Annotated in this window: 17 protein-coding genes and 1 tRNA gene; 7 read left to right on the top strand and 11 right to left on the bottom strand. The window is 54.8% G+C overall.

What is annotated here, in order from left to right; translation table 11 throughout:
* Positions 1 to 179: 179 nt before the first annotated feature.
* The 4 genes from TH2_RS12010 to TH2_RS11995 all read right to left on the bottom strand — a co-directional run bounded on the left by TH2_RS12010 (position 180) and on the right by TH2_RS11995 (position 5,270).
* Positions 180 to 683, bottom strand: a complete 504-nt coding sequence (locus tag TH2_RS12010) for a peptidylprolyl isomerase (protein WP_008890704.1) — start codon at positions 681 to 683, stop codon at positions 180 to 182.
* A 62-nt stretch (positions 684 to 745) separates the two neighbouring features.
* On the bottom strand, positions 746 to 1,273 hold the full coding sequence (coaD, locus tag TH2_RS12005) for a pantetheine-phosphate adenylyltransferase (protein ID WP_008890703.1): 528 nt from the start codon (positions 1,271 to 1,273) through the stop codon (positions 746 to 748).
* Between the two features lie 11 nt (positions 1,274 to 1,284).
* Entirely contained in the window at positions 1,285 to 4,095 is a 2,811-nt protein-coding gene (gene gyrA / locus TH2_RS12000) for a DNA gyrase subunit A (RefSeq protein ID WP_008890702.1), read from the bottom strand.
* Positions 4,096 to 4,298: 203 nt separating this feature from the next.
* Positions 4,299 to 5,270 carry a DMT family transporter gene (locus TH2_RS11995; protein WP_008890701.1) on the bottom strand — a complete coding sequence of 324 codons (972 nt, stop codon included), beginning with the start codon at positions 5,268 to 5,270 and terminating at the stop codon, positions 4,299 to 4,301.
* Between the two features lie 305 nt (positions 5,271 to 5,575).
* Between TH2_RS11995 and TH2_RS11990 the strand changes: the two genes are divergently transcribed.
* Entirely contained in the window at positions 5,576 to 5,797 is a 222-nt protein-coding gene (locus TH2_RS11990) for a hypothetical protein (RefSeq protein WP_157097812.1), read from the top strand.
* Between the two features lie 24 nt (positions 5,798 to 5,821).
* Here the strand turns inward: TH2_RS11990 and TH2_RS11985 are convergent, their stop codons facing one another.
* Positions 5,822 to 6,703, bottom strand: a complete 882-nt coding sequence (locus TH2_RS11985) for a DUF547 domain-containing protein (RefSeq protein WP_008890699.1) — start codon at positions 6,701 to 6,703, stop codon at positions 5,822 to 5,824.
* A 130-nt stretch (positions 6,704 to 6,833) separates the two neighbouring features.
* Between TH2_RS11985 and TH2_RS11980 the strand changes: the two genes are divergently transcribed.
* Entirely contained in the window at positions 6,834 to 7,715 is an 882-nt protein-coding gene (locus TH2_RS11980) for a putative metalloprotease CJM1_0395 family protein (RefSeq protein WP_008890698.1), read from the top strand.
* A 184-nt stretch (positions 7,716 to 7,899) separates the two neighbouring features.
* Here the strand turns inward: TH2_RS11980 and pyrC are convergent, their stop codons facing one another.
* Positions 7,900 to 8,943, bottom strand: a complete 1,044-nt coding sequence (pyrC, locus tag TH2_RS11975) for a dihydroorotase (RefSeq protein WP_008890697.1) — start codon at positions 8,941 to 8,943, stop codon at positions 7,900 to 7,902.
* A 186-nt stretch (positions 8,944 to 9,129) separates the two neighbouring features.
* Between pyrC and TH2_RS11970 the strand changes: the two genes are divergently transcribed.
* Complete coding sequence (locus tag TH2_RS11970) at positions 9,130 to 9,690, top strand: hypothetical protein (protein WP_008890696.1); 561 nt, start codon at positions 9,130 to 9,132, stop codon at positions 9,688 to 9,690.
* A gap of 139 nt (positions 9,691 to 9,829) precedes the next feature.
* Here TH2_RS11970 and TH2_RS11965 read toward each other — a convergent pair whose 3' ends face one another.
* The 3 genes from TH2_RS11965 to TH2_RS11955 all read right to left on the bottom strand — a co-directional run bounded on the left by TH2_RS11965 (position 9,830) and on the right by TH2_RS11955 (position 13,429).
* Positions 9,830 to 10,909: a serine hydrolase domain-containing protein gene (locus TH2_RS11965; RefSeq protein WP_008890695.1), complete on the bottom strand. Its 1,080-nt coding sequence runs from the start codon at positions 10,907 to 10,909 to the stop codon at positions 9,830 to 9,832.
* 128 nt (positions 10,910 to 11,037) lie between these two features.
* Positions 11,038 to 13,218, bottom strand: coding sequence for an O-linked N-acetylglucosamine transferase family protein (locus tag TH2_RS11960; protein ID WP_167549075.1), 2,181 nt, complete (start codon positions 13,216 to 13,218; stop codon positions 11,038 to 11,040).
* 134 nt (positions 13,219 to 13,352) lie between these two features.
* Positions 13,353 to 13,429 (bottom strand) — tRNA-His (locus TH2_RS11955).
* Between the two features lie 330 nt (positions 13,430 to 13,759).
* Here TH2_RS11955 and TH2_RS11950 point away from each other — a divergent pair.
* Positions 13,760 to 14,761, top strand: a complete 1,002-nt coding sequence (locus tag TH2_RS11950; RefSeq protein ID WP_008890693.1) for a Gfo/Idh/MocA family protein — start codon at positions 13,760 to 13,762, stop codon at positions 14,759 to 14,761.
* Positions 14,762 to 14,822: 61 nt separating this feature from the next.
* Here the strand turns inward: TH2_RS11950 and TH2_RS11945 are convergent, their stop codons facing one another.
* A complete protein-coding gene (locus TH2_RS11945) occupies positions 14,823 to 15,692 on the bottom strand; it encodes a LysR family transcriptional regulator (protein WP_008890692.1) in 870 nt (289 codons plus the stop codon).
* Positions 15,693 to 15,828: 136 nt separating this feature from the next.
* Here TH2_RS11945 and TH2_RS11940 point away from each other — a divergent pair, with 136 nt between their 5' ends.
* Positions 15,829 to 16,179 (top strand): rhodanese-like domain-containing protein, encoded by a 351-nt coding sequence (locus tag TH2_RS11940; RefSeq protein WP_008890691.1) that lies wholly within the window; start codon positions 15,829 to 15,831, stop codon positions 16,177 to 16,179.
* A gap of 86 nt (positions 16,180 to 16,265) precedes the next feature.
* Here TH2_RS11940 and TH2_RS11935 read toward each other — a convergent pair whose 3' ends face one another.
* Positions 16,266 to 17,438: an aminotransferase gene (locus TH2_RS11935; protein ID WP_008890690.1), complete on the bottom strand. Its 1,173-nt coding sequence runs from the start codon at positions 17,436 to 17,438 to the stop codon at positions 16,266 to 16,268.
* Between the two features lie 404 nt (positions 17,439 to 17,842).
* Between TH2_RS11935 and TH2_RS11930 the strand changes: the two genes are divergently transcribed.
* Both TH2_RS11930 and glnA read left to right on the top strand, forming a co-directional pair.
* Positions 17,843 to 18,181: a P-II family nitrogen regulator gene (locus tag TH2_RS11930; RefSeq protein WP_007091888.1), complete on the top strand. Its 339-nt coding sequence runs from the start codon at positions 17,843 to 17,845 to the stop codon at positions 18,179 to 18,181.
* Positions 18,182 to 18,243: 62 nt separating this feature from the next.
* A complete protein-coding gene (gene glnA, locus TH2_RS11925; protein WP_008890688.1) occupies positions 18,244 to 19,653 on the top strand; it encodes a type I glutamate--ammonia ligase in 1,410 nt (469 codons plus the stop codon).
* The last annotated feature ends 111 nt before the right edge of the window (positions 19,654 to 19,764 follow it).

The raw sequence follows: 19,764 nt of genomic DNA, 5'->3' as shown, positions 1-19,764 counted from the left end.
TTGCTCTACCAACTGAGCTACGGGCCCTCAAGGTTGGTGAAGCGCGTTTTAATGGCACAGGCGGCATCGGTCAACACCTGTTTTCCATATTTTGGCTCTTTTTACGCATTCAGCCCCAAAAACGCGAAAGCCGCCCCATGAAGGGACGGCTTTCGGTTGCAATAGTTCGAATATCGCGATTATTGCGCGTCGGCAGCAACCCGCATTTTGACGATCTGATCCGGGTCGGCAACACTGCCATTGGCCCAGGGCGCACCCTTTTTGATCATATCGACATATTCCATACCCTCAGTAACTTCGCCCCAGATGGTGTACTGTCCATCAAGGTGCGGTGCATCGGCAAAGACGATGAAGAACTGGGAATCCGCACTGTTCGGATTGGCCGAACGGGCCATGGAAACGGTGCCGCGAACGTGACGTTCGTTGGAAAATTCGGCATCAAGTTTCTGACCGGAACCACCGGTTCCATTGCCTTTGGGATCACCGGTCTGCGCCATGAAACCTTCGATCACACGATGGAATTTCAGTCCATCGTAAAAGCCTTCACGGGTGAGTTCCTTGATCCGGGCAACATGTTTCGGTGCCAGATCCGGGCGAAGCTGGATCACAACGCGGCCATCTTTCAGGTCAAGATAAAGCGTGTTTTCCAGATCCTGAGCGACAGCGTCGTTTCCATTGGACATTGTGATAAATCCTAGTACGAGAGCGATAATTGAAAATAGACGAAAAAGACGCATGGCCTGCGTTATTCCTTTTCTTCTGCCAGCTTTTCGTGCAGTCGTTTCAGCACGTTTGCCGGCACAAATTCAGTGACATTCCCGCCCAGACGGGCGATTTCCTTCACGAAACGCGAAGAGACAAACTGTTGTTTGTCCGATGCCATCAAAAAGACGGTTTCAACTTCCGGGGATAGCCGGGCGTTCATCCCGGCCATCTGGAATTCATACTCAAAGTCCGATACCGCCCGAAGACCACGGATAATCGTGCTGGATCCGTTTTCCTGGGCAAACTGCATCAGAAGCGATGAAAATGGCTTAACTGAGGTACGGGCGGCAACTTCACCGCCCGCAGCCTTGAGTGCACCTTCAACCAGTGCACAGCGTTCATCGACCCCGAACATCGGACCTTTGCCGGCGTTGATCGCAACGCCGACAATCAGTTGATCGACGATCCGGGTCGCACGACGAATGATATCCATATGCCCCTGGGTTACCGGATCAAAGGTGCCCGGATAAATCCCGATACGCGATACGGTAGAAGACGTTTCAGTCATCGAACTTCCCGTTATTCGTCGCGGTCCGCTTCATCAGATGCCGGTGCCTCAGCCGCATCTTCATCAGATGCTTCCGGGGCCTGGTCGGCGGTTTCAACGGCACCTTCGGCACCCTCGATCACACCTTCCTCGCCATCGATGATCTCATCATCTTCATCACCAAGATTTGACAGACGTTCGACTGCGACGACCTGTTCGTCTTCGGCAGTACGGAACAGCGTCACACCCTGGGTCTTACGTCCGGCAATACGGATGTCATGGGTCGGCATACGGATGACCTTGCCACCATTGGTGACCATCATCAGTTCGTCGCCTTCTTCGATCACGAAGGATGCAGCGACATTACCGTTACGTTCCGACATCTCGATATTGGCAAAGCCCTGACCACCACGGCCGGTCACACGATATTCATAGGCAGACGTCCGTTTGCCATAACCGTTTTCAGTGACCGACAGGATCATCTGATCGCCACTGAGAATTTCCTGATAGCGTTCTTCGGACAGCAGTTCGAGCGGAAGGTTATCAGCCGTGATTTCCTCGCGACGCAACTTGCCAGTGATCGAGAGGTATTCACCGCGCTCTTCCATCGAAACATGGTTGCCAAACAGCACCGACATCGCGATGACTTCGTCCTGATCGGCCAGACGGATGCCACGCACACCAACCGAATTACGGCCGGTAAAGACGCGCACGTCACCGACACGGAAACGAATGCACTTGCCCTGACGGGTTGTCAGAAGAATGTCGTCATCATCGGTACAGGTCTGAACCGCGATCAGCTTGTCACCACGTTCTTCTTCAAGCTTCATGGCGATCTTGCCGTTTGATTTCACATTCACGAAATCGGCAAGGCTGTTACGGCGGACGTTACCGGTCGAGGTGGCAAACATCACATGCAGGTTCGGCCATTCTTCCTCATCGGGAAGCGGCAGGACCGTGGTGATATATTCGCCTTCTGACAGCGGCAACAGGTTCACAAGCGCCTTGCCGCGTGATTGCGGCGTACCCATCGGCAGGCGCCAGACCTTCATCTTATAGACCATCCCCTCGGAGCTGAAGAACAGAACCGGGGTGTGGGTATTGGCAACAAACAGCTTGGAAACGAAATCTTCCTCGCGGGTTGCCATGCCCGAACGGCCTTTACCACCGCGACGCTGTGCGCGATAGGTCGACAGCGGAACACGCTGGATATAACCGCTATGCGACACGGTCACGACCATGTCTTCACGGGCAATCAGGTCTTCGATGTCATGTTCGAACTCTGCTTCCTGAATTTCGCTACGACGCGGGTCGGCGAATTCATTACGCATTTCGGTCAGTTCATCCTTGAGGATCGTCAGCTTGCGCTCACGCGAGGCAAGGATATCAAGGAAGTCCTTGATCTTCTCACCCAACTCGGTCAATTCGCCCGCGATCTTGTCGCGTTCGAGACCGGTCAGGCGATGCAGACGCAGCTCAAGGATTGCACGTGCCTGTGCTTCGGACAGGCGATACATGCCATCAGTTGAACCAACCTGGTTCGGATCGGCAATCAGTTCGATCAGCGGAACAATATCGCCCGCCGCCCAATCACGTTCCATCAGCTGTTCACGCGCAACAGTCGGATCGGCTGCATTACGGATCAGTTTGATGACTTCGTCGATATTCGATACCGCAATACCCAGACCCACGACGACATGGGCACGATCACGCGCCTTTTTCAGAAGGTGGATGGTACGACGGGTAATGACTTCTTCGCGGAATTCGACGAAGGCCTGAATGATTTCCTTCAGGTTCATCAGTTCCGGCTTGCCACGGTTCAGTGCCAGCATGTTGACACCAAACGAGGTCTGAAGCGCTGTAAAGCGGAACAGCTGGTTCAGGACGACATCGGCATTGGCATCACGCTTAAGCTCGATCACCATGCGAACGCCCGAACGGTCAGACTCGTCACGCAGATCGGAAATGCCTTCAAGCTTCTTGTCGCGGACCAGTTCGGCGATCTTTTCCATCAGGGTCGCCTTGTTCACCTGATAGGGAACTTCGGTCACGATGATGGCTTCGCGGTTGGCACGGATTTCCTCGACATGGGTACGTGCCCGCATGACGACAGAACCACGACCGGTCTTGAATGCCGAATGGATGCCCGAACGACCAAGAATAAGGCCACCGGTCGGGAAATCCGGACCATGGACAAATTCCATCAGACCTTCGACGGAAATATTGGGATCATCGACATAGGCCATGCAGCCATCAATGACTTCGCCCAGGTTGTGCGGCGGAATGTTGGTTGCCATACCAACCGCAATACCACCGGCACCATTGACCAGCATGTTTGGGAAACGGGCCGGGATAACTGACGGTTCCTTGGTGGTTTCGTCATAGTTATCGCGGAAATCAATCGTATCCTTGTCGATATCATCCAGAAGGAAGTGCGCGGCCTTGGCCATGCGGGCCTCGGTGTAACGCATGGCAGCGGCCTTGTCGCCATCCATGGACCCGAAGTTGCCCTGCCCGTCAATCAGTTGCAGGCGCATGGAGAAATTCTGCGCCATACGGACCATGGCATCGTAAATCGCGCTGTCGCCGTGCGGGTGATATTTACCCATCACGTCCCCGACCACACGGGCCGATTTGCGGAACGGCTTGTTATATTCAAACCCGTTCTCGTGCATGGCGTACAGAATACGACGATGTACCGGCTTCAAACCGTCTCGGACGTCAGGCAGTGCGCGGCTGACGATCACGCTCATCGCGTAATCGAGGTAGCTGCGGCGCATTTCTTGTTCGATGGAAACCGGGAAGATATCGCGGTTCTCGGGATTGGTCTCTTTGGTGGACAAAGGCCGTGACCTCTTAAACGCTTGATCAGAAATGATTCAATCGGCGTGACATACACCTATTTGAAGGTACATGCCGGACCAGAAAGGCGGAAAGTATCAGGTTTGTCCCGCACAAACAATATTGACAAATCCTATCGCGCAAGGTTGGGCAATAAAGTTCGAAATTTCGCGAAAATTCGGGGTTTTTCCGGCACAAAAAACCGTCACTTCCCGCCCGATTTGTCGGCTTTGGGAACTTCCATCACCGGTGTCATCGGATCAGACTTCAAAACCGGCCGCTGAACATCCTTTTGTTTGCGGCCAAAACGCATCTGTGATGCGGCAATCCCGCCCAGAATGACCGCCAGGGCAATCAATGCATTTGGCTCGGGCACTTCGCCCAGCACGATAAAGCTGATCACCACACCAACGGCTGGCACCAGATAATTGTTAAACACAAGGAAGCTGGCCCCGGCCACCGCGATCAGTTGCAAAATCAGGAACATGGCAATGCCGGTCGGAAACATGCCGAGATACATGATGGCAAGTGCGCCTTCAGGGTCCCAATCCATCGTCCAGGGCTGATCGATAATCAGGGTAAAGGGCATCAGCATCAAGGCGGCAAATGTCAGGATCACGGCCGTCGATCCGATGCGCGGCTGATCACGCAGATTGCGCGCCACAAGCGATGAGATCGCATAACCGATTGCTGCAACCAGAATGGCCAACTGGAACAGGAACTCGCCCCCCAGCCCGGAAAGTGTTTCCGGGCCAACCAGCACAATCACGCCAATCGTTCCCAAAATCACCCCGACGACCTTACCGGTCGAAAGCTTTTCATCATGGGTAAAGAAATGCGCCAGCACCACCGTTGTCAGTGGCACAGTCGACATCAGGATCGCGGCCAATCCGGCATCGACCTGTGTTTCACCAAAACTGATTAGAAAGAACGGAATGGCATTGCCAATCAGGGCCACCATAAAGGTCGAAATCCAGGCTCCCCGCCCCTTGGGCAGTTCGGATTTACGAATAGCTGCGAAACACCACAGAACAAGGGCGGCAAAGGACAAACGACCACAGGCCACCACCAGCGGCGAATAGGCATGCACGCCGATTTTGATGAAGGTGAACGAACTTCCCCACATCAAGGCCAGCAGCAACAGCAAGCCGTATTCACGAATTCCCGGACGTTTCATTTTATCAGCCCATTTTTGCCATACTTATTGGGCCTTATCGCGATGACGAACAGACCAGATCAAGCGTTAAGACCCATACGCTTTTTAATCAAGGAAATACCTTTTCACAGATTTTGCCCCAATAACAGCACGCTGCAGGCCGCTGAACGCAGATTGCGAAATTCTCGCATAGATGCCCTGCCTTAAGGCAGATCAAAGCGTTTCAGAGATAAAAATGAAAAAAAGTCACCATCGACATAGAATAGTTGTTGCGAATGAATTGCAATTGCATTACATTACGCATAACAAAAAAATCGGGATATGAGATGATGAGTTATGTTGATCAGGAATTGACGGTCGAAGACATGCTTGCCGACCCGATCGTTCAGACATTAATGCGCTATGATGGCGTCTCTGCCAGTGATGTTCGTCACACGATCGAGCAGGTAAATCAGAATCGGCCGGAAAATCCGGTCGAGGACGCACATGCCGACGCATGGGCAACGACCAATCCGGTTAAACCAGGGCTACACAACACGGCGGCGTAATGCACCTGCCCACCTTGGCAGATGCTATCGGGTGTTCAGCGCCCAGTCATATTCATAGTCGGCGATATCAAGTTCCGTGATATCGCCCAGAGCTTTCGTCAGCTCCGGCCCGGCGAATTTTCTCAGATGCGCGATGAATGCCGCATCACTTTTCCCGAAATCATCCCTATACCAGTCATACAGGCTTGAAAGCACAAACCCGCCATCGGCGTTGATGCGCACCGCGCGCGGATGGTTGATGAATTCACGCGCCGCCTGATCAAGCTGCGCTTCAAGCTTATCCGCGTCAAAGGCCTCCGGTGCCAATGCCGGGCAACCGATCGACGCACAATTGACCACATAATGAATACGCGCATCGCGCCAGATCGGGCGCAGGATGCGGTGTTCGATATCATCAAGGCTAAGCGTCCTGCCCTCGACTGTGATCAGTTTCTTGCCCCATGGGCCAGATGACAGCAACGATGAGAACAGCCCCGGCGAAATATCGATATCGCGTATACTGTCGACCGGATAATGATCGAGAACCACCTTGACGGTCAGCGCATTATACAGGTTCACCCAATAGGCAAATTGTTGATCACGGTTAAGCGCATTGACACTGACCTTGGTCATGGCATCGACATAGCCCGCGACCATCCCCGCCCCGCCATCACGGCTGGCGGCCGCATAATCAAAGCTGGTCACACCGGGCGCATGTTGGGTCACGTATCGATCCAGTACCGCCTGCCAATCGCCATGGTCAATCTCGACCGTACTGCTCGGATCATGGGCCTGCCAATCCGGCCATAAATCGGCATCCGGCGCAGCGTGCACGGGGCGCACCGACACAACAACCGCGACAGCAATCAGCAAAAAGGACAGGGCAACACTCAACGCACGCATGATCACCAAACCAGATTTCGACATATTTGATCCCACCTTACCCGCTGCGGGCAAAACCGGCGCATCAAACCGGCGTGATCACTCTCATCACGCCCGGTCATCTCCTTGATCGGCTTATATACATTTAACCCCAAGTTGGGTTATACTGGACGTCATGATACAGGCAGGTGCAATACAGGTTATCCCCGGCAGTGGCGGGCAACTTGGCCAGATTATTGCCACACGCGCCCTGCTCGGCTCCGGGAGCCAACCGCCGACCAACGGGTCGGGCGGAACAGCTGCGTCTGCGCCGCAAACATTGCCAGCCGCCGTTGCGCTTGTCCCGCTTTCGAGCACCATCGCCGCCACACAAGCCCCGGCAAACGAACCCTCGGCACGGACAGAGCAACCAACCCCGTCGCAATCCTCCAGCACGGGCGAGCGCCAACCGGCACCGCCACCGTCACCTGCGCCTGCGCAATCCGCACCGGTCAATAGTGCGGCCTCGGTGGTTACGATCATCCAACAGCTTGATCCGCGCGATATTCATGGTGCTGCACCGGACGATGCGAATACCCAAAGCCCGACACAGCGCCAGCAGGAAGAACGCGAAGCCACCCCGGAAAACGCGCGCCAGCCCACCTCAAACCCGGCCCTTCTGACCGCGTCGGAACGCGAGATCGTTCGTGAACTCAGTGCCCGCGATGCGATTGTCCGGACAGAGGAAGAAAGCCACCAAACCCTTGCCGGTGCCAATGCCGGCATGATCAGCTATAGCTATACCGCAGGCCCCGACGGGCGGCTTTATGCCACCGGCGGCAAAGTAAGCATCCGCCCCATTCAGGGGCTTGATGGTGCGGCAGCCATCGCCAATCAGGCCGCGATATCGCGCGCGGCATCGGTGCCCGGAAGTTCGGCGGCTGATTTCAACGTCGCCAAGGGCGCATCAAAGAACATCTCGGCAATGATCGCCTCACAGGCCAGTGCGGCGGCAGAAAGCTATCGCATGACCCTTGGCCTGAATGCTGCGCCGGGCAAAGTGGATCTGAGCGGTTAGCATCCGAACCACCTCCCCCGTCATTCCCGCACAGAGCCTGTGCCCGCGAAAGCGGGTACGGGAATCCATTATCGGCCACGACATAAAGATTCCGGACCATCGCTGCGCGCCGTTTGGAATGACGACAGCCCAACAAAAAAAGCGGCCCAGATGGAGCCGCTTTTGTTTTGTCGTGCGTTTGCGCTTAGGCGTAATGCCAGAACACATCAAAGCCCGGATTAAACACCGTGACCGGGCCTTCGCCGGTTTCGATCTTCTCGGCGAACTTGGCCGGCTCCGCCCGTTTTTCCAGCGTGATCTGATCGCCATTGATCGGCAGGCCGTAATATTGCGGACCATGTATCGACGCAAAGCCTTCGAGCTTGTCCAGCGCCCCTTCTTCCTCAAACACGTGGGCCAGAAGCTGCACGGTGTTGTTGGCGGTAAAGATCCCGGCACAGCCACACGGGCTTTCCTTGCGCTCGTCAGTATGCGGCGCTGAATCCGTGCCCAGGAAGAAACGCACATCACCCGATGTGGCGGCTGCACGCAGCGCCAAACGATGCTTTTCACGCTTGGCCACCGGCAGGCAATACATATGCGGATGAATGCCGCCGACCAGAATGGCATTGCGGTTAATGATCAAGTGGTGCGTTGTGATCGTCGCCCCCAAATTCTTGTCATTGGCTTTGACATACTCGACACCGTCTTCGGTCGTGATGTGCTCCATCACAACGCGCAGCTCCGGCAACCGCTTGCGCAGCGGATCCAGAACCCGGTCGATAAACACCGCTTCACGGTCAAAGATATCAATATCGGGATCGGTCACTTCGCCGTGCACACACAGCGGAATGCCAAGCTCTGCCATACGCTCCAGCGCTGGCATGGCATTATCGAAATTGCGCACACCGCTGTCAGAGTTGGTGGTCGCCCCTGCCGGATAAAGCTTGAGTGCGGTGATCACACCGGCCTTGTAGCCTTCCTCGATATCATCGGGATTGCTGCCCTCGGTCAGATAAAGCGTCATCAGCGGCGTGAAATCGTGGCCCGACGGGATGGCCGCCGTAATCCGGTCGCGATAGGCCACCGCATCGGCGGTCTTGACCACCGGCGGTACCAGATTGGGCATGATGATCGCACGGGCAAAATGTTCGGACGTCTCGCCAATCACACCTTTCAGCATCTCGCCATCGCGCAAATGCAAATGCCAGTCATCAGGACGGCGAAGGGTAATGCGATTGGTCGACATGCGGCGATCTCCTGGCAAGCAATGAATCCGTTTGGGAAATATGGAGCGTTACCTAGCAGATTGGCGCGGAATTGGGAATGTTAAAGGAATTGCTCATTGAAACTTTCCCGACCACCTAACAACCCTCTATGATTGATTCACCGGACACAATCTCAATCAAAAACCAACAAATACTGGAGGGCCTAATTGGAATCACTAAAGCCAATTGCAAACCTAGTCGCACTAACCGGCCTCCTATTTTTCTCCTTTCTAACAGGGGCGCTCTACGGCCAAAGATTTGAGGAAATTAACTGGTCTACAATTTTTGCTGGTTTCCTTGGCTTAGCTGGCGGAGCGTGCGCCTTGTTGGCTGCACGGTGGGAAAGGCAACAAAGAGTAAAAATCGCGACGTTCAAGTTCTACGAGTTTTCTAGAGCGTCCCTTTCCCCTCTTATTCGGCTAATGCAAAATGAGCTCATTGCGTTAAAAAACGGCCAAAAACAGCCTTCGATAATAGATCGAGAATTAATCGGTTATCTAGACAGGATGTTGCCTGAAGTCACCGATGACCTGCCACTTAAGATCATTCAAGCCTACAGCAGAATGGAGGTTTTTAAGGTCAACATCAGCACTCCGATCTCAATTTCAGAGCAAGACACCCAAATTCATAGGAAAGTACTGGCCGATGCCTTGGAGTTAGGAATTATCAATGCCCTTCAACTTCAGACCGAACTAGAGAAATATGGCTCAAAGATCAAATTGGATTAATCCAGATCAGAAACGCGAAAGTCCCAGCTATTTCTGTCTGACCTTTTCACACTGGGGCGAGTGATGGGGAGAAGGGGATAAATTTATTTTTCTGCCCGCCCTGCGCGCCACGCTTTTCACATGCTCTTTATCGCTTCTGTCAGGCCAGTGAAAGTACCGCCCCCTCAAGTAGATCCGTCAAGTCCCCAAAATATCCGCCGGATCGTGCGGGTGACGTCGGGTCAGAGGTGATGGCCACCGCCAGGTTCTTTTGCGGATGTGCCGCGATGATCTGGCCACCATAGCCACGTGCGATAATGAAGCCGCTGCGGCTCAGGAACCAGCCATAGCCATAAGCAAGACCCGAATAAGGTGATCGTGTGTGGGTTTGGGTTGACTGGTCTATCCAGTCGGCCGGGATGATCTGATCGCCATCGAACCGGCCTTGGTCCCGCATGAGGGTCGCGATGCGCAACATCCCGCGCGGTGTCATCGCCATCTGGTTCCCGCCGAAATAATAGCCTTGCGGATCCTGTGTCCAAGCCGGAATTTCAATGCCGAGCGGCTGACCAAGAACATCGCGCGCCTGCGCAAGCAGACTTTTTCCTGTTGCAACCGCAAGCACCGCACCAAGGATATGCGTCGTACCGGTGGAATAGATCATACGCCCGCCGGGAGTTGCGACCATCGGGCGGCGCAGCGCAAAGGAAACCCAGTTATCGGAATTGACCCACGCGCCGTAATTACGCCCTGAGGTGCCCTCAAGCCCGGCCCTGAGCGTCACCAGATCTTCGATGGTCAGATCTTCCACACCAGGGGTGGCGTCCGCTGGAATGATAGACGGCGCGATTTCGCCGATGGTGGCGTCGACCGAGGGGATCGCGCCCTGTGCAATCGCATGGCCCGTCAGCAGACCGATGATGCTTTTAGAGCAGGACTTGATGTTCGCAACCCGATCCAGGCCCGGCCCACGCGGCGACTCAGAAACGATGACCTCGTCACCGCGTTGGACCAGGATCGCATGAAGCTGGGACATGTTCGCAATTCGCGACCGGATGTCGGATGGCGTTTGTGCGAAGGCCCTGGCCACAAAGGGAGTGGCCATAGCACCCAGAAGGGTCACTGAGAAGGCACGGCGGGTCAGCATCGGATGGCGTCTGTCGCTTGGCATATCCATCAGTCCTTGGCGGTCGGGATCACATGCGCACTCAACCTTCCAGCCAAGCAAGCCAGAAGACATATTCCTTATCTGGAATTAATTCGTCAGGAATGTGACATCGGATCACAATCGGACAAGCCCCCCAGCCAGGAGCCAGAGCCAGAGCCAGAGCCAGAGCCAGGGCCAGGGCCATGAGCCAGGGTCAGGACCTAGACACTCACGGCAATATCCGAAAATGCTTCGCCTGCCAGTCTTTGCGCAAAGGCACGTTCCAGCCCCTGCTCAAACCCGCGCGTGTAGCCCTCGGTATCAAACAGAGGCTTGATCTGGCGGTTGGCGGCAAGTTTGGTGCGGATATCGGACAGCATGTCCGGATTTTGTGCGAGCTTGAGGATGAGTTCCTCATAGGCCTCTGGCGTCTCGGAGATCAGCTCCCGCAGGCCAACAGCCGAAAGCAGGCTGGCGGCAACGCGGGCGGCAAACTGTTTCCCGGCCAGTGTCACCACCGGCAATCCGGCCCAAAGCGCGTCGCTGGCGGTCGTATGGGCGTTGACATGGAAGGTATCGATAAACAGATCGGCATGGCGCAGGCGAGCGAGATGTTCGGATTGCGGCATGTAACCGGCAAAGATCAACCGATCCCCCGAGATACCCTGCTTTTCCGCCGCCGCGCGCAAGTTTTCCTTGGCGACATCATTATTGCACCAAAGCCAGAGCACGCTGCCCTCAACCTTCGCCATTACCCGCATCCAGATGGCAAATTCAGTTGGCATGATTTTGTAATTGTTGTTGAGACAACAAAACACAAAGCCATCCTCGGGCAGGCCGAGCTCCGCGCGCGTCATCGCATTTGCCGAAATTTCACGGGTATTGTCATTGGGCTGATAGCAATCAGGAAGATAAATGATCTTCTCGTGATAGCCGCTGCGCTGTTCGGGCGGAACAACCACCGGGTCGGCGACGATATAGTCGATGAAATCGCATCCAAGCGTACCGGGATAGCCAAGATAGCTGATCTGCAGCGGTGCCAGACGGGCGGCAAACGGCTCCAGACGGCTATCGCGGGTATAGCCCTTGAGATCAATGGCGATATCAAGGTTTTGCCCCCGCGCAAGCGTGATCAGATCGCCATCGGACATATCGCGCACGTCAAAGAACTGATCAACGTTATCAAGCACCTGATCGCGCTGTGCGCCATCCTTGTTCTTGCCATAGCTGAACACGAAGATTTCGAACTTTGATCTGTCATGATGGCGCAAAATGCCTGCCATCAGGAACATGGTCGCGTGATCATGAAAATCGGCCGAGAAATAGCCAAGCTGGATTTTGCGGCCTTCTGGCGAAGTTGGCTTGATCGTTGAAACCGGGGCTGCTGGCGGCAACAGGCTTTTGGCAAAGTTGCGCGACCGGGCAAGCTGATGGGCCGGGTTATCTTCAAACGGCAGAAGCGGGAATGGCAGGGCCGCATCGCCCGTGATGCCAAGCTGAGCGGCATGTTGCGCAAACAGATCACACGCCCGCCAGTCGCACAGATGGCTTTGTTCGCGCAATTGTTCGACCATGGCCGGGACATAGCCCGGCTTGACCGCAAGTGCACGTTGATAGGCCTCAACCGCCTCTGGCAGGGATTTAAGGGCGGCCATGGTTTGACCGAGCCCGTACCAGGCCTCGGCCAATTTCGGTTGCAGCTTGAGCGTCTTGAAATATTGCTGCTTGGCGTCTTCAAGCAGGTCACGTTCGCGCAGCGTATTGGCAAGGTTATAGTGCGCGTCAACATAATCGGCCTTGCGCGCAATGGCGTTCAGGTAACAGGCTTGCGCCTCTGCAAGCTTGCCGGCACTCTTAAGGATATTGCCCAGATTGTTATGCGCCTCGGCGAACTCGGGGGTGCGCGCGATCACCGCGCGATAGCATTCCTCTGCCTCATCCAGCTTGCCCAGACGTTCCAGAATGACCCCAAGGTTGCTTTTGGCCGCCACCATATCGGGCTGCAGGCGGACAACGTTTCGCAAGGCCTGCTCGGCATCGGAAAGCAGGTTCAGATTGCTGCTCACCGCGGCACGGAAGTTCCAAAGCTTGCCGGAATTACCATACTGACCCAAAAGCTGGCCGGTCATGGCATGCACATCTTGCAAACGACCGGCCTGATAGGCTTGCGAAAGTTTGACAAACACCTCGGCCGGTGGCTCTGCCGCACCAGACGCAGCCCCCTTTGCAGGCGCTGCAACCTTCACTGGGCCGCTGAGTTCGGCAAGGGCCGTTTTGACCCGTTCGTTTTTGGGATAATCGGCAAGGATGGCTTCATAAAGTGCGCGCGCCTCGGCCATTTCGCCTTTACGCATATGCGCCTTTGCGCGCTTCATTGCCTGATCAACTTTGAGCTTCGCCATGCCGCCCCATATCGCCCCGAACATTGATATTTTCGGGCAGTCTAGTCGATCACCCGCCAAAGGCAACCGGGGCCGCGGCAAAAATGCGCGTAAAAGACAAAAGGCCAGGCATTTCTGCCTGACCTTTTCACAAATGGGGCGAGTGATGGGACTTGAACCCACGGCCCCCAGTGCCACAAACTGGTGCTCTAACCACCTGAGCTACACCCGCCATCGTGTGGCGCGGTTTATATGGCCCGAGGCCCGCAACGTCAAGCGCATATTTTCAATTTTTTAGCCCGATTTCCGCCAAGTTGTTCAAAGCACCGATTTTTGCGGGCTTGAGCATTCTGTGACGATCAAACACGCAGCATTGATAACACAAATCCCGCCTCCTACCCGTCAGAGCAACTTGCATGTGAAGACAAATGACTTAATTAGTTCAGTTCAATAACAGGCTATTGCCACAAATGCAGGTTACCAAGACACCATATATAAAGGGTTGCTTGCCTGCCTTGGCATGGAAACGGCCAAATAATAGAAAAACAGACGGAGTATCGGAATGAAGTGGGGCATCCTTAGCACCGCCAAGATCGGCACGGAAAAGGTCATCCCGGCCATGCAGGAAAGCGATCAGCTTGAAATCCTTGCGATTGCCGGTCGTGATCTTGAAAAGACCCGTGAGGTCGCTGAAAACATGCGCATTCCGCGCGCCTATGGTTCGTATGAAGAACTGCTGGCTGATCCGTCAATCGAGGCGATCTATAACCCCCTGCCCAACCATTTACATGTCGAATGGACGATAAAGGCGCTTGAGGCCGGAAAGCATGTGCTGTGTGAAAAGCCGATCGGCCTTGATACCGAAGATGCCAAACGCCTGATCAGCGCCCGCGACAAAAGCGGCAAGCAAGTGCTTGAGGCCTTTATGGTCCGCCATCATCCGCAATGGCTGGAAGCCCGCAAAATCGTCGAAAGTGGTCAGATCGGCACGCTCACCACGGTGCAAAGCATCTTTACCTATTTCAATGCCGATCCGAACAATGTCCGCAATAAGAAGGACATTGGCGGCGGCGGATTGCTTGATATCGGGTGCTATTGCATTGTCGGCCCGCGCTTTATCACCGGCAAGGAGCCCGTCCGCGTCGTGTCGCTAATGGACAAGGACCCGAAATTCGGAACCGACCGTTTGGTATCTGGCATGCTTGATTTCGGATCCGGCCTGCAGGCAAGCTTTGTCTGCGGCACACAATCGGCTGCTGTTCAGCGCGTGCATATCCTTGGCACGGAAGGCCGGATTGAAATCCTGATGCCGTTCAATGCCGTGCCGGAAAACGAAGCGGTCATTCGCGTTGCCGGTCAAAAACAGCCGGGCTTTGACGACGCGCGTGAAATCAAATTCCCGGTCTGCAACCAATACACCCTGCAGGGTGAAGCCGCGACAGCGATATTTGCTGGTGAAAGCCCGGTCGATTATCCGATTGAAGATGCAATTGCCAATATGCAGATTTTGGATGCATTTGCCCGCTCTGCCAAAACCGGCAGCTGGGAAATGGTCAAATCCTGATCATTCGTCTTGCCGATACTCAAAGAAAAAGCCGGGAAAACCCGGCTTTTTCTTTGGCCAATCACGCGCCGGCAAACAGGGCGGATTTGGCCTTGAGCCGCGGGAACATAAAGTCGTTGAAGGCCCGAACGCGCGGCACGGCTTTAAGATCGCGGTGCATCAGCATCCAAAGATCATTATCAAGCCCGTCAATCGCGTCACCAAGGATCGCGATATTGTCAAATGCCCCGGCAAGGAACATCGGCAGAACCGCATAACCCGCCCCGGCATTCACCAACCGCGCCACATTCAAAAGTGAATTGCTGCGCATCACGACATGCTGATCATGAAAATGTTTGTCGCGCCACTGGGCGGCCTTGATATGAGCAAGGCTTTCATCACAGGTAATCCATGGCCCATCGCCATTCTTGGGATCCCCCATGCCCTTTGCCGCACAAACCACCGACCGGATCGGGGCAATTTGCCGCCCGACCAGATTTTCATTGGGCGCATTGCTGGGCCGGATGGCGATGTCTGCATCGTGACGGTTGAGATCATAAAACCGGTTGTCGGTCACGACCTGCACGGTAATTTCCGGATAGGCCTGCGCAAACGCCGCCAGATCATCTGCCAGCACGGCATGAAGCAACGTATCGGTCGTGGTCAGGCGCACCGTGCCTGATGGGCGGATATCCTGTCCGGCCAGCGTTCGGGCAAGCACGGCCATTTCGGCTTCAAGCTTTTCCGCGGTTTCGATGGCCGCCAATCCCGCTGGCGTTGGTTGATAATCACCCTTCTGTCGCTCAAACAGGTTGGCACCGATGCGACTTTCAATATCAGCCATGCGGCGAAACAGCGTGGAATGGTGAATGCCGGTTTGTCTGGCAGCCTGCGTGATGCTGCGCGCCCGCCCCACCGCCAGCACCAGTTTCAAATCATCCCATTCCAGCATGTGCAATCCTCCGAACGCGCCATCTGATCATTCGCATTATTGCACATACAATTCGATTTATCGCAAATTTACTTCGCTCAAACGCACATCAATACTGATCCCATCAACCAACGATATTCCTGATGGAGATTGGAAAATGACCAGAACCATTACCCGTGACGAGCTTAAGGCCGCCCTTGGCACCGCCACTGCCCCGACCCTGATCGAAGCACTTCCGGCGCGGTATTATGTTGATGCCCACCTGCCCGGTGCGATCAACATTCCACATGATGCGATTGATGAGGGCATCAAACAGATCCTGCCCGATCTGGATGCACCGATTGTTGTCTATTGCGCCAGTGGCCCGTGCAAGAATTCCGGCATTGCCCAGATGGCCCTGACCAAACTTGGCTACAGCAATGTGCGCGATTATCACGAAGGCAAGAATGACTGGCGCGAGGCGGGCTTGCCGCTTCAGGGACAGGGCACACTTAAACAAACGGCCTGAGACTATCCTACTCGCGCAACCAAATCGGGCCGACATTTACATGTCGGCCCGATGTTCTTTCAAATGCCTTGTTTTGCGTGCACGGCTTACTTCGCAAACGCCTTTTTCATGCGCGCAATCGCGTCGGCCATTTTGGCTTCGTCCTTGCAGAAGCAGAACCGCACAAAGTTGCGCACACCGCCATCTTCGCCCTGATAGAAGGCCGATACCGGGATGGCGACCACGCCGGCTTCCTTGATCATGATCTGGCAGAACTCGACATCGTCGCAATCATAGCCAAGCGGGCGGAAATCGCAGGTGATGAAATAGGTGCCCTGCGAATCAAGGACGTCAAATCCGACTTCCTTAAGCCCCTTCATCAGGTAATCACGCTTGGCCTGCATTTCGGCGGTGAAGTTTTCGAAATAGGCATCATCCTTGTTAAGGCCATAGGCCACACCATGTTGCAGATCGGGTGCGACGGTAAAGACAAGGAACTGATGCGCCTTCTTGATCGGCTCCATCAGTTTGGCACAAGCCGTGATATAGCCAATCTTCCAGCCAGTCAGCGAGAAAGTCTTGCCTGCCGATCCGATGCGCACGGTGCGTTCATGCATACCCGGGAACGTCATCAACGGTTTGTGCTTGCGCCCGTCAAAGACCAGGTGTTCATAAACCTCGTCACAGAGCGCAATCACATCATGCTTGATGCACAGATCGGCAATGAATTGCAGCTCATCATCACCATAAACCTTCGAGCACGGGTTCTGCGGCGAATTCAGCAGGATCAGCTTGGTTTTTTCCGAAAAGGCCGCCGCCAGTTCTTCGCGTGGCAATTCCCAGTGCGGCGGGGTAACGCGCACCAGCTTGGGAATGCCGCCCGCCAGCTTCACCATCGGAAGGTAGCTGTCATAAAGCGGTTCAATCAGGATGACTTCATCACCGGGCGCGACCAGACCAAGAATCACATCGGCCAACCCCTCGGTCGCACCAACGGAAACCAGCACTTCTTTTTTCGGATCAACCTCGATGCCATAAAACCGTTTATTGTGGTCGGCAACGGCCTGAAGCAGCTCGGGCACACCAGCCAGCGGCGGATACTGGTTGGACAGTTCCATCAATGCCCTGGCGGCGGCTTCGCGAATATCGGCCGGGCCATCTTCATCCGGCGCACCTTGCCCCAGATTGATGGCCTTATGTTTCTGGGCCAGTTCGTTCATCACTTCGAAGATCGTGATCCCGCCCGAAGCGAAAAGCGGATTGCCGACGAATTCGGTCATGAGGCGTCCTTTATATTATGGTCGTTCACCGGATGGTGGCCCCGGTCGTATCATGGTCAGTCGAGTCCCGGTCATCGGGTATAATTTTTGTGCCCGACCACACCCTTGCATAGCAAATCCTGTCGCATGATGGCCCCGGAATGGCAAGCCCGGAGAGGTTTGAACCTGCCTGCCTGCCCTCCAAACAGGGTGTTTGCATATTTTTTGAACATCTTGCCTAAAACACAGTCACCAGCAAACCAGAAAATCTTAAAAATTTCATGGGTTTTGCTGGGTTTTCGCACAGAGAATCCTTAGAATGCCGTTGCCGGTGAAAACTGGCATGGTCCGTGCAATAGTCAGCGGGCGAAGCATTACGCTTTACAGAGTTCAACGCAACTCTCGCCAAAAAGCAGAGGGCGCTAATGAAAAAAATTGAAGCCATCATCAAGCCGTTCAAGCTTGACGAGGTAAAAGAGGCCCTTCAAGAGATTGGTCTCAAAGGGATTACCGTCACCGAAGCCAAAGGTTTCGGACGTCAGAAAGGTCATACGGAGCTGTATCGCGGCGCCGAGTACGTTGTGGACTTTCTGCCGAAGGTAAAGCTGGAAATCGTCGTCGAGGACACGCTGGTAGAGCGTGCGATTGAGGCAATCCAGCAAGCCGCTCATACCGGGCGTATCGGCGACGGTAAAATTTTCGTTTCCTCACTTGAGGACGCGATCCGTATTCGTACTGGTGAACGGGGTAACGACGCGATCTGATCGGTCACGCCTTTCGTTGAACACCATACGGTAACTGTTTATGAGTTTTAAAGGGTTGCATCATGTCTGACGCTGCTTCTGTACTTAATCTGATCAAAGAAAAAGGCATCCAGTTTGTCGATCTGCGCTTTACCGATACCAAAGGTAAATGGCAGCACACCGCACAGGATATCTGCACCATCGACGAAGACGTCTTTGTTGACGGCATCATGTTCGACGGTTCGTCGATCTCCGGTTGGAAAGAAATCAACGAATCCGACATGATCCTGATGCCGGATCCGTCGACCGCCGTTGTTGATCCGTTCACCGCGCAGCCGACCCTGATCCTTGTTTGTGACGTTATCGAACCGGCAACCGGCCAGGGTTACGAGCGTTGCCCGCGTTCGACCGCGAAACGCGCACTGGCATACATGAAGTCCGCTGGTATCGGCGACACCGCATATTTCGGCGCAGAGCCGGAATTCTTCATGTTCGACGACGTTCGTTGGAGCACCTCGCAGGAGAGCATGGCTTACGCGCTTGACTCCGAAGAAGGTCCGTACAACACCGGCACCGAATTCGAAGGCGGCAACCGCGGCCACCGTCCGGGTCCGAAGGGTGGTTACTTCCCGGTACCGCCGGTTGACTCGGCAAACGACATCCGTGCCGAAATGGTCAACTACATCAACGAAATGGGCGTGCGTTGCGAGAAGCACCACCACGAAGTTGCTCCGTCGCAGCACGAACTGGGTATCGCATTCGGCACCCTGATCGAACATGCTGACGCGGTTCAGGTTTACAAATACTGCATCCACATGGTTGCACACCAGTATGGCAAAACCGCAACCTTCATGCCGAAACCGATCTTCGGTGACAACGGCTCGGGCATGCACACCCACCAGTCGATCTGGCACGAAGGCAAGCCGCTGTTTGCTGGCAATGGCTATGCGGATCTTTCTGAAACCGCTCTGTACTACATCGGCGGTATCATCAAGCACGCCAAAGCTCTGAACGCCTTCACCAACCCGACGACCAACTCTTACAAGCGTCTGGTCCCGGGCTTCGAAGCACCGGTTCTGCTGGCATATTCTGCACGTAACCGTTCTGCTTCCTGCCGTATCCCGTACACCGCGTCTCCGAAAGGCAAACGCGTTGAGATCCGCTTCCCGGATGCCCTTGCCAACCCGTATCTCGCATTCTCTGCAATGCTGATGGCTGGCCTTGACGGTATCGAGAACAAGATCCACCCGGGCGAAGCAATGGACAAAAACCTCTATGACCTTCCGCCGGAAGAGCTCAAAGAAGTTCCGACCGTTTGCCGTTCGCTGCACGAAGCTCTCGACAGCCTCGATGCAGACCGCGAATTCCTGAAAAAAGGCGATGTGATGACCGACGACCTGATCGACGCATACATCGCACTGAAGATGGAAGAAGTCGTTCGTTTCGAACAGGCTCCGCACCCGGTCGAATTCGACATGTACTACAGCGGCTAATCTTCCATTCGGAAGACAATGCTTACGCGAAACGCCCGGCCAATCGGCCGGGCGTTTTTCGTTTCGCTAAAATCGTTTGCTTACGCGTCCCCGATCAGGTTGATCCGGCAT

It is taken from the genome of Thalassospira profundimaris WP0211, assembly GCF_000300275.1.
GTDB classification, from domain to species: Bacteria; Pseudomonadota; Alphaproteobacteria; order Rhodospirillales; family Thalassospiraceae; genus Thalassospira; species Thalassospira profundimaris.
This window is presented reverse-complemented; position numbering and strand designations above follow the sequence as displayed.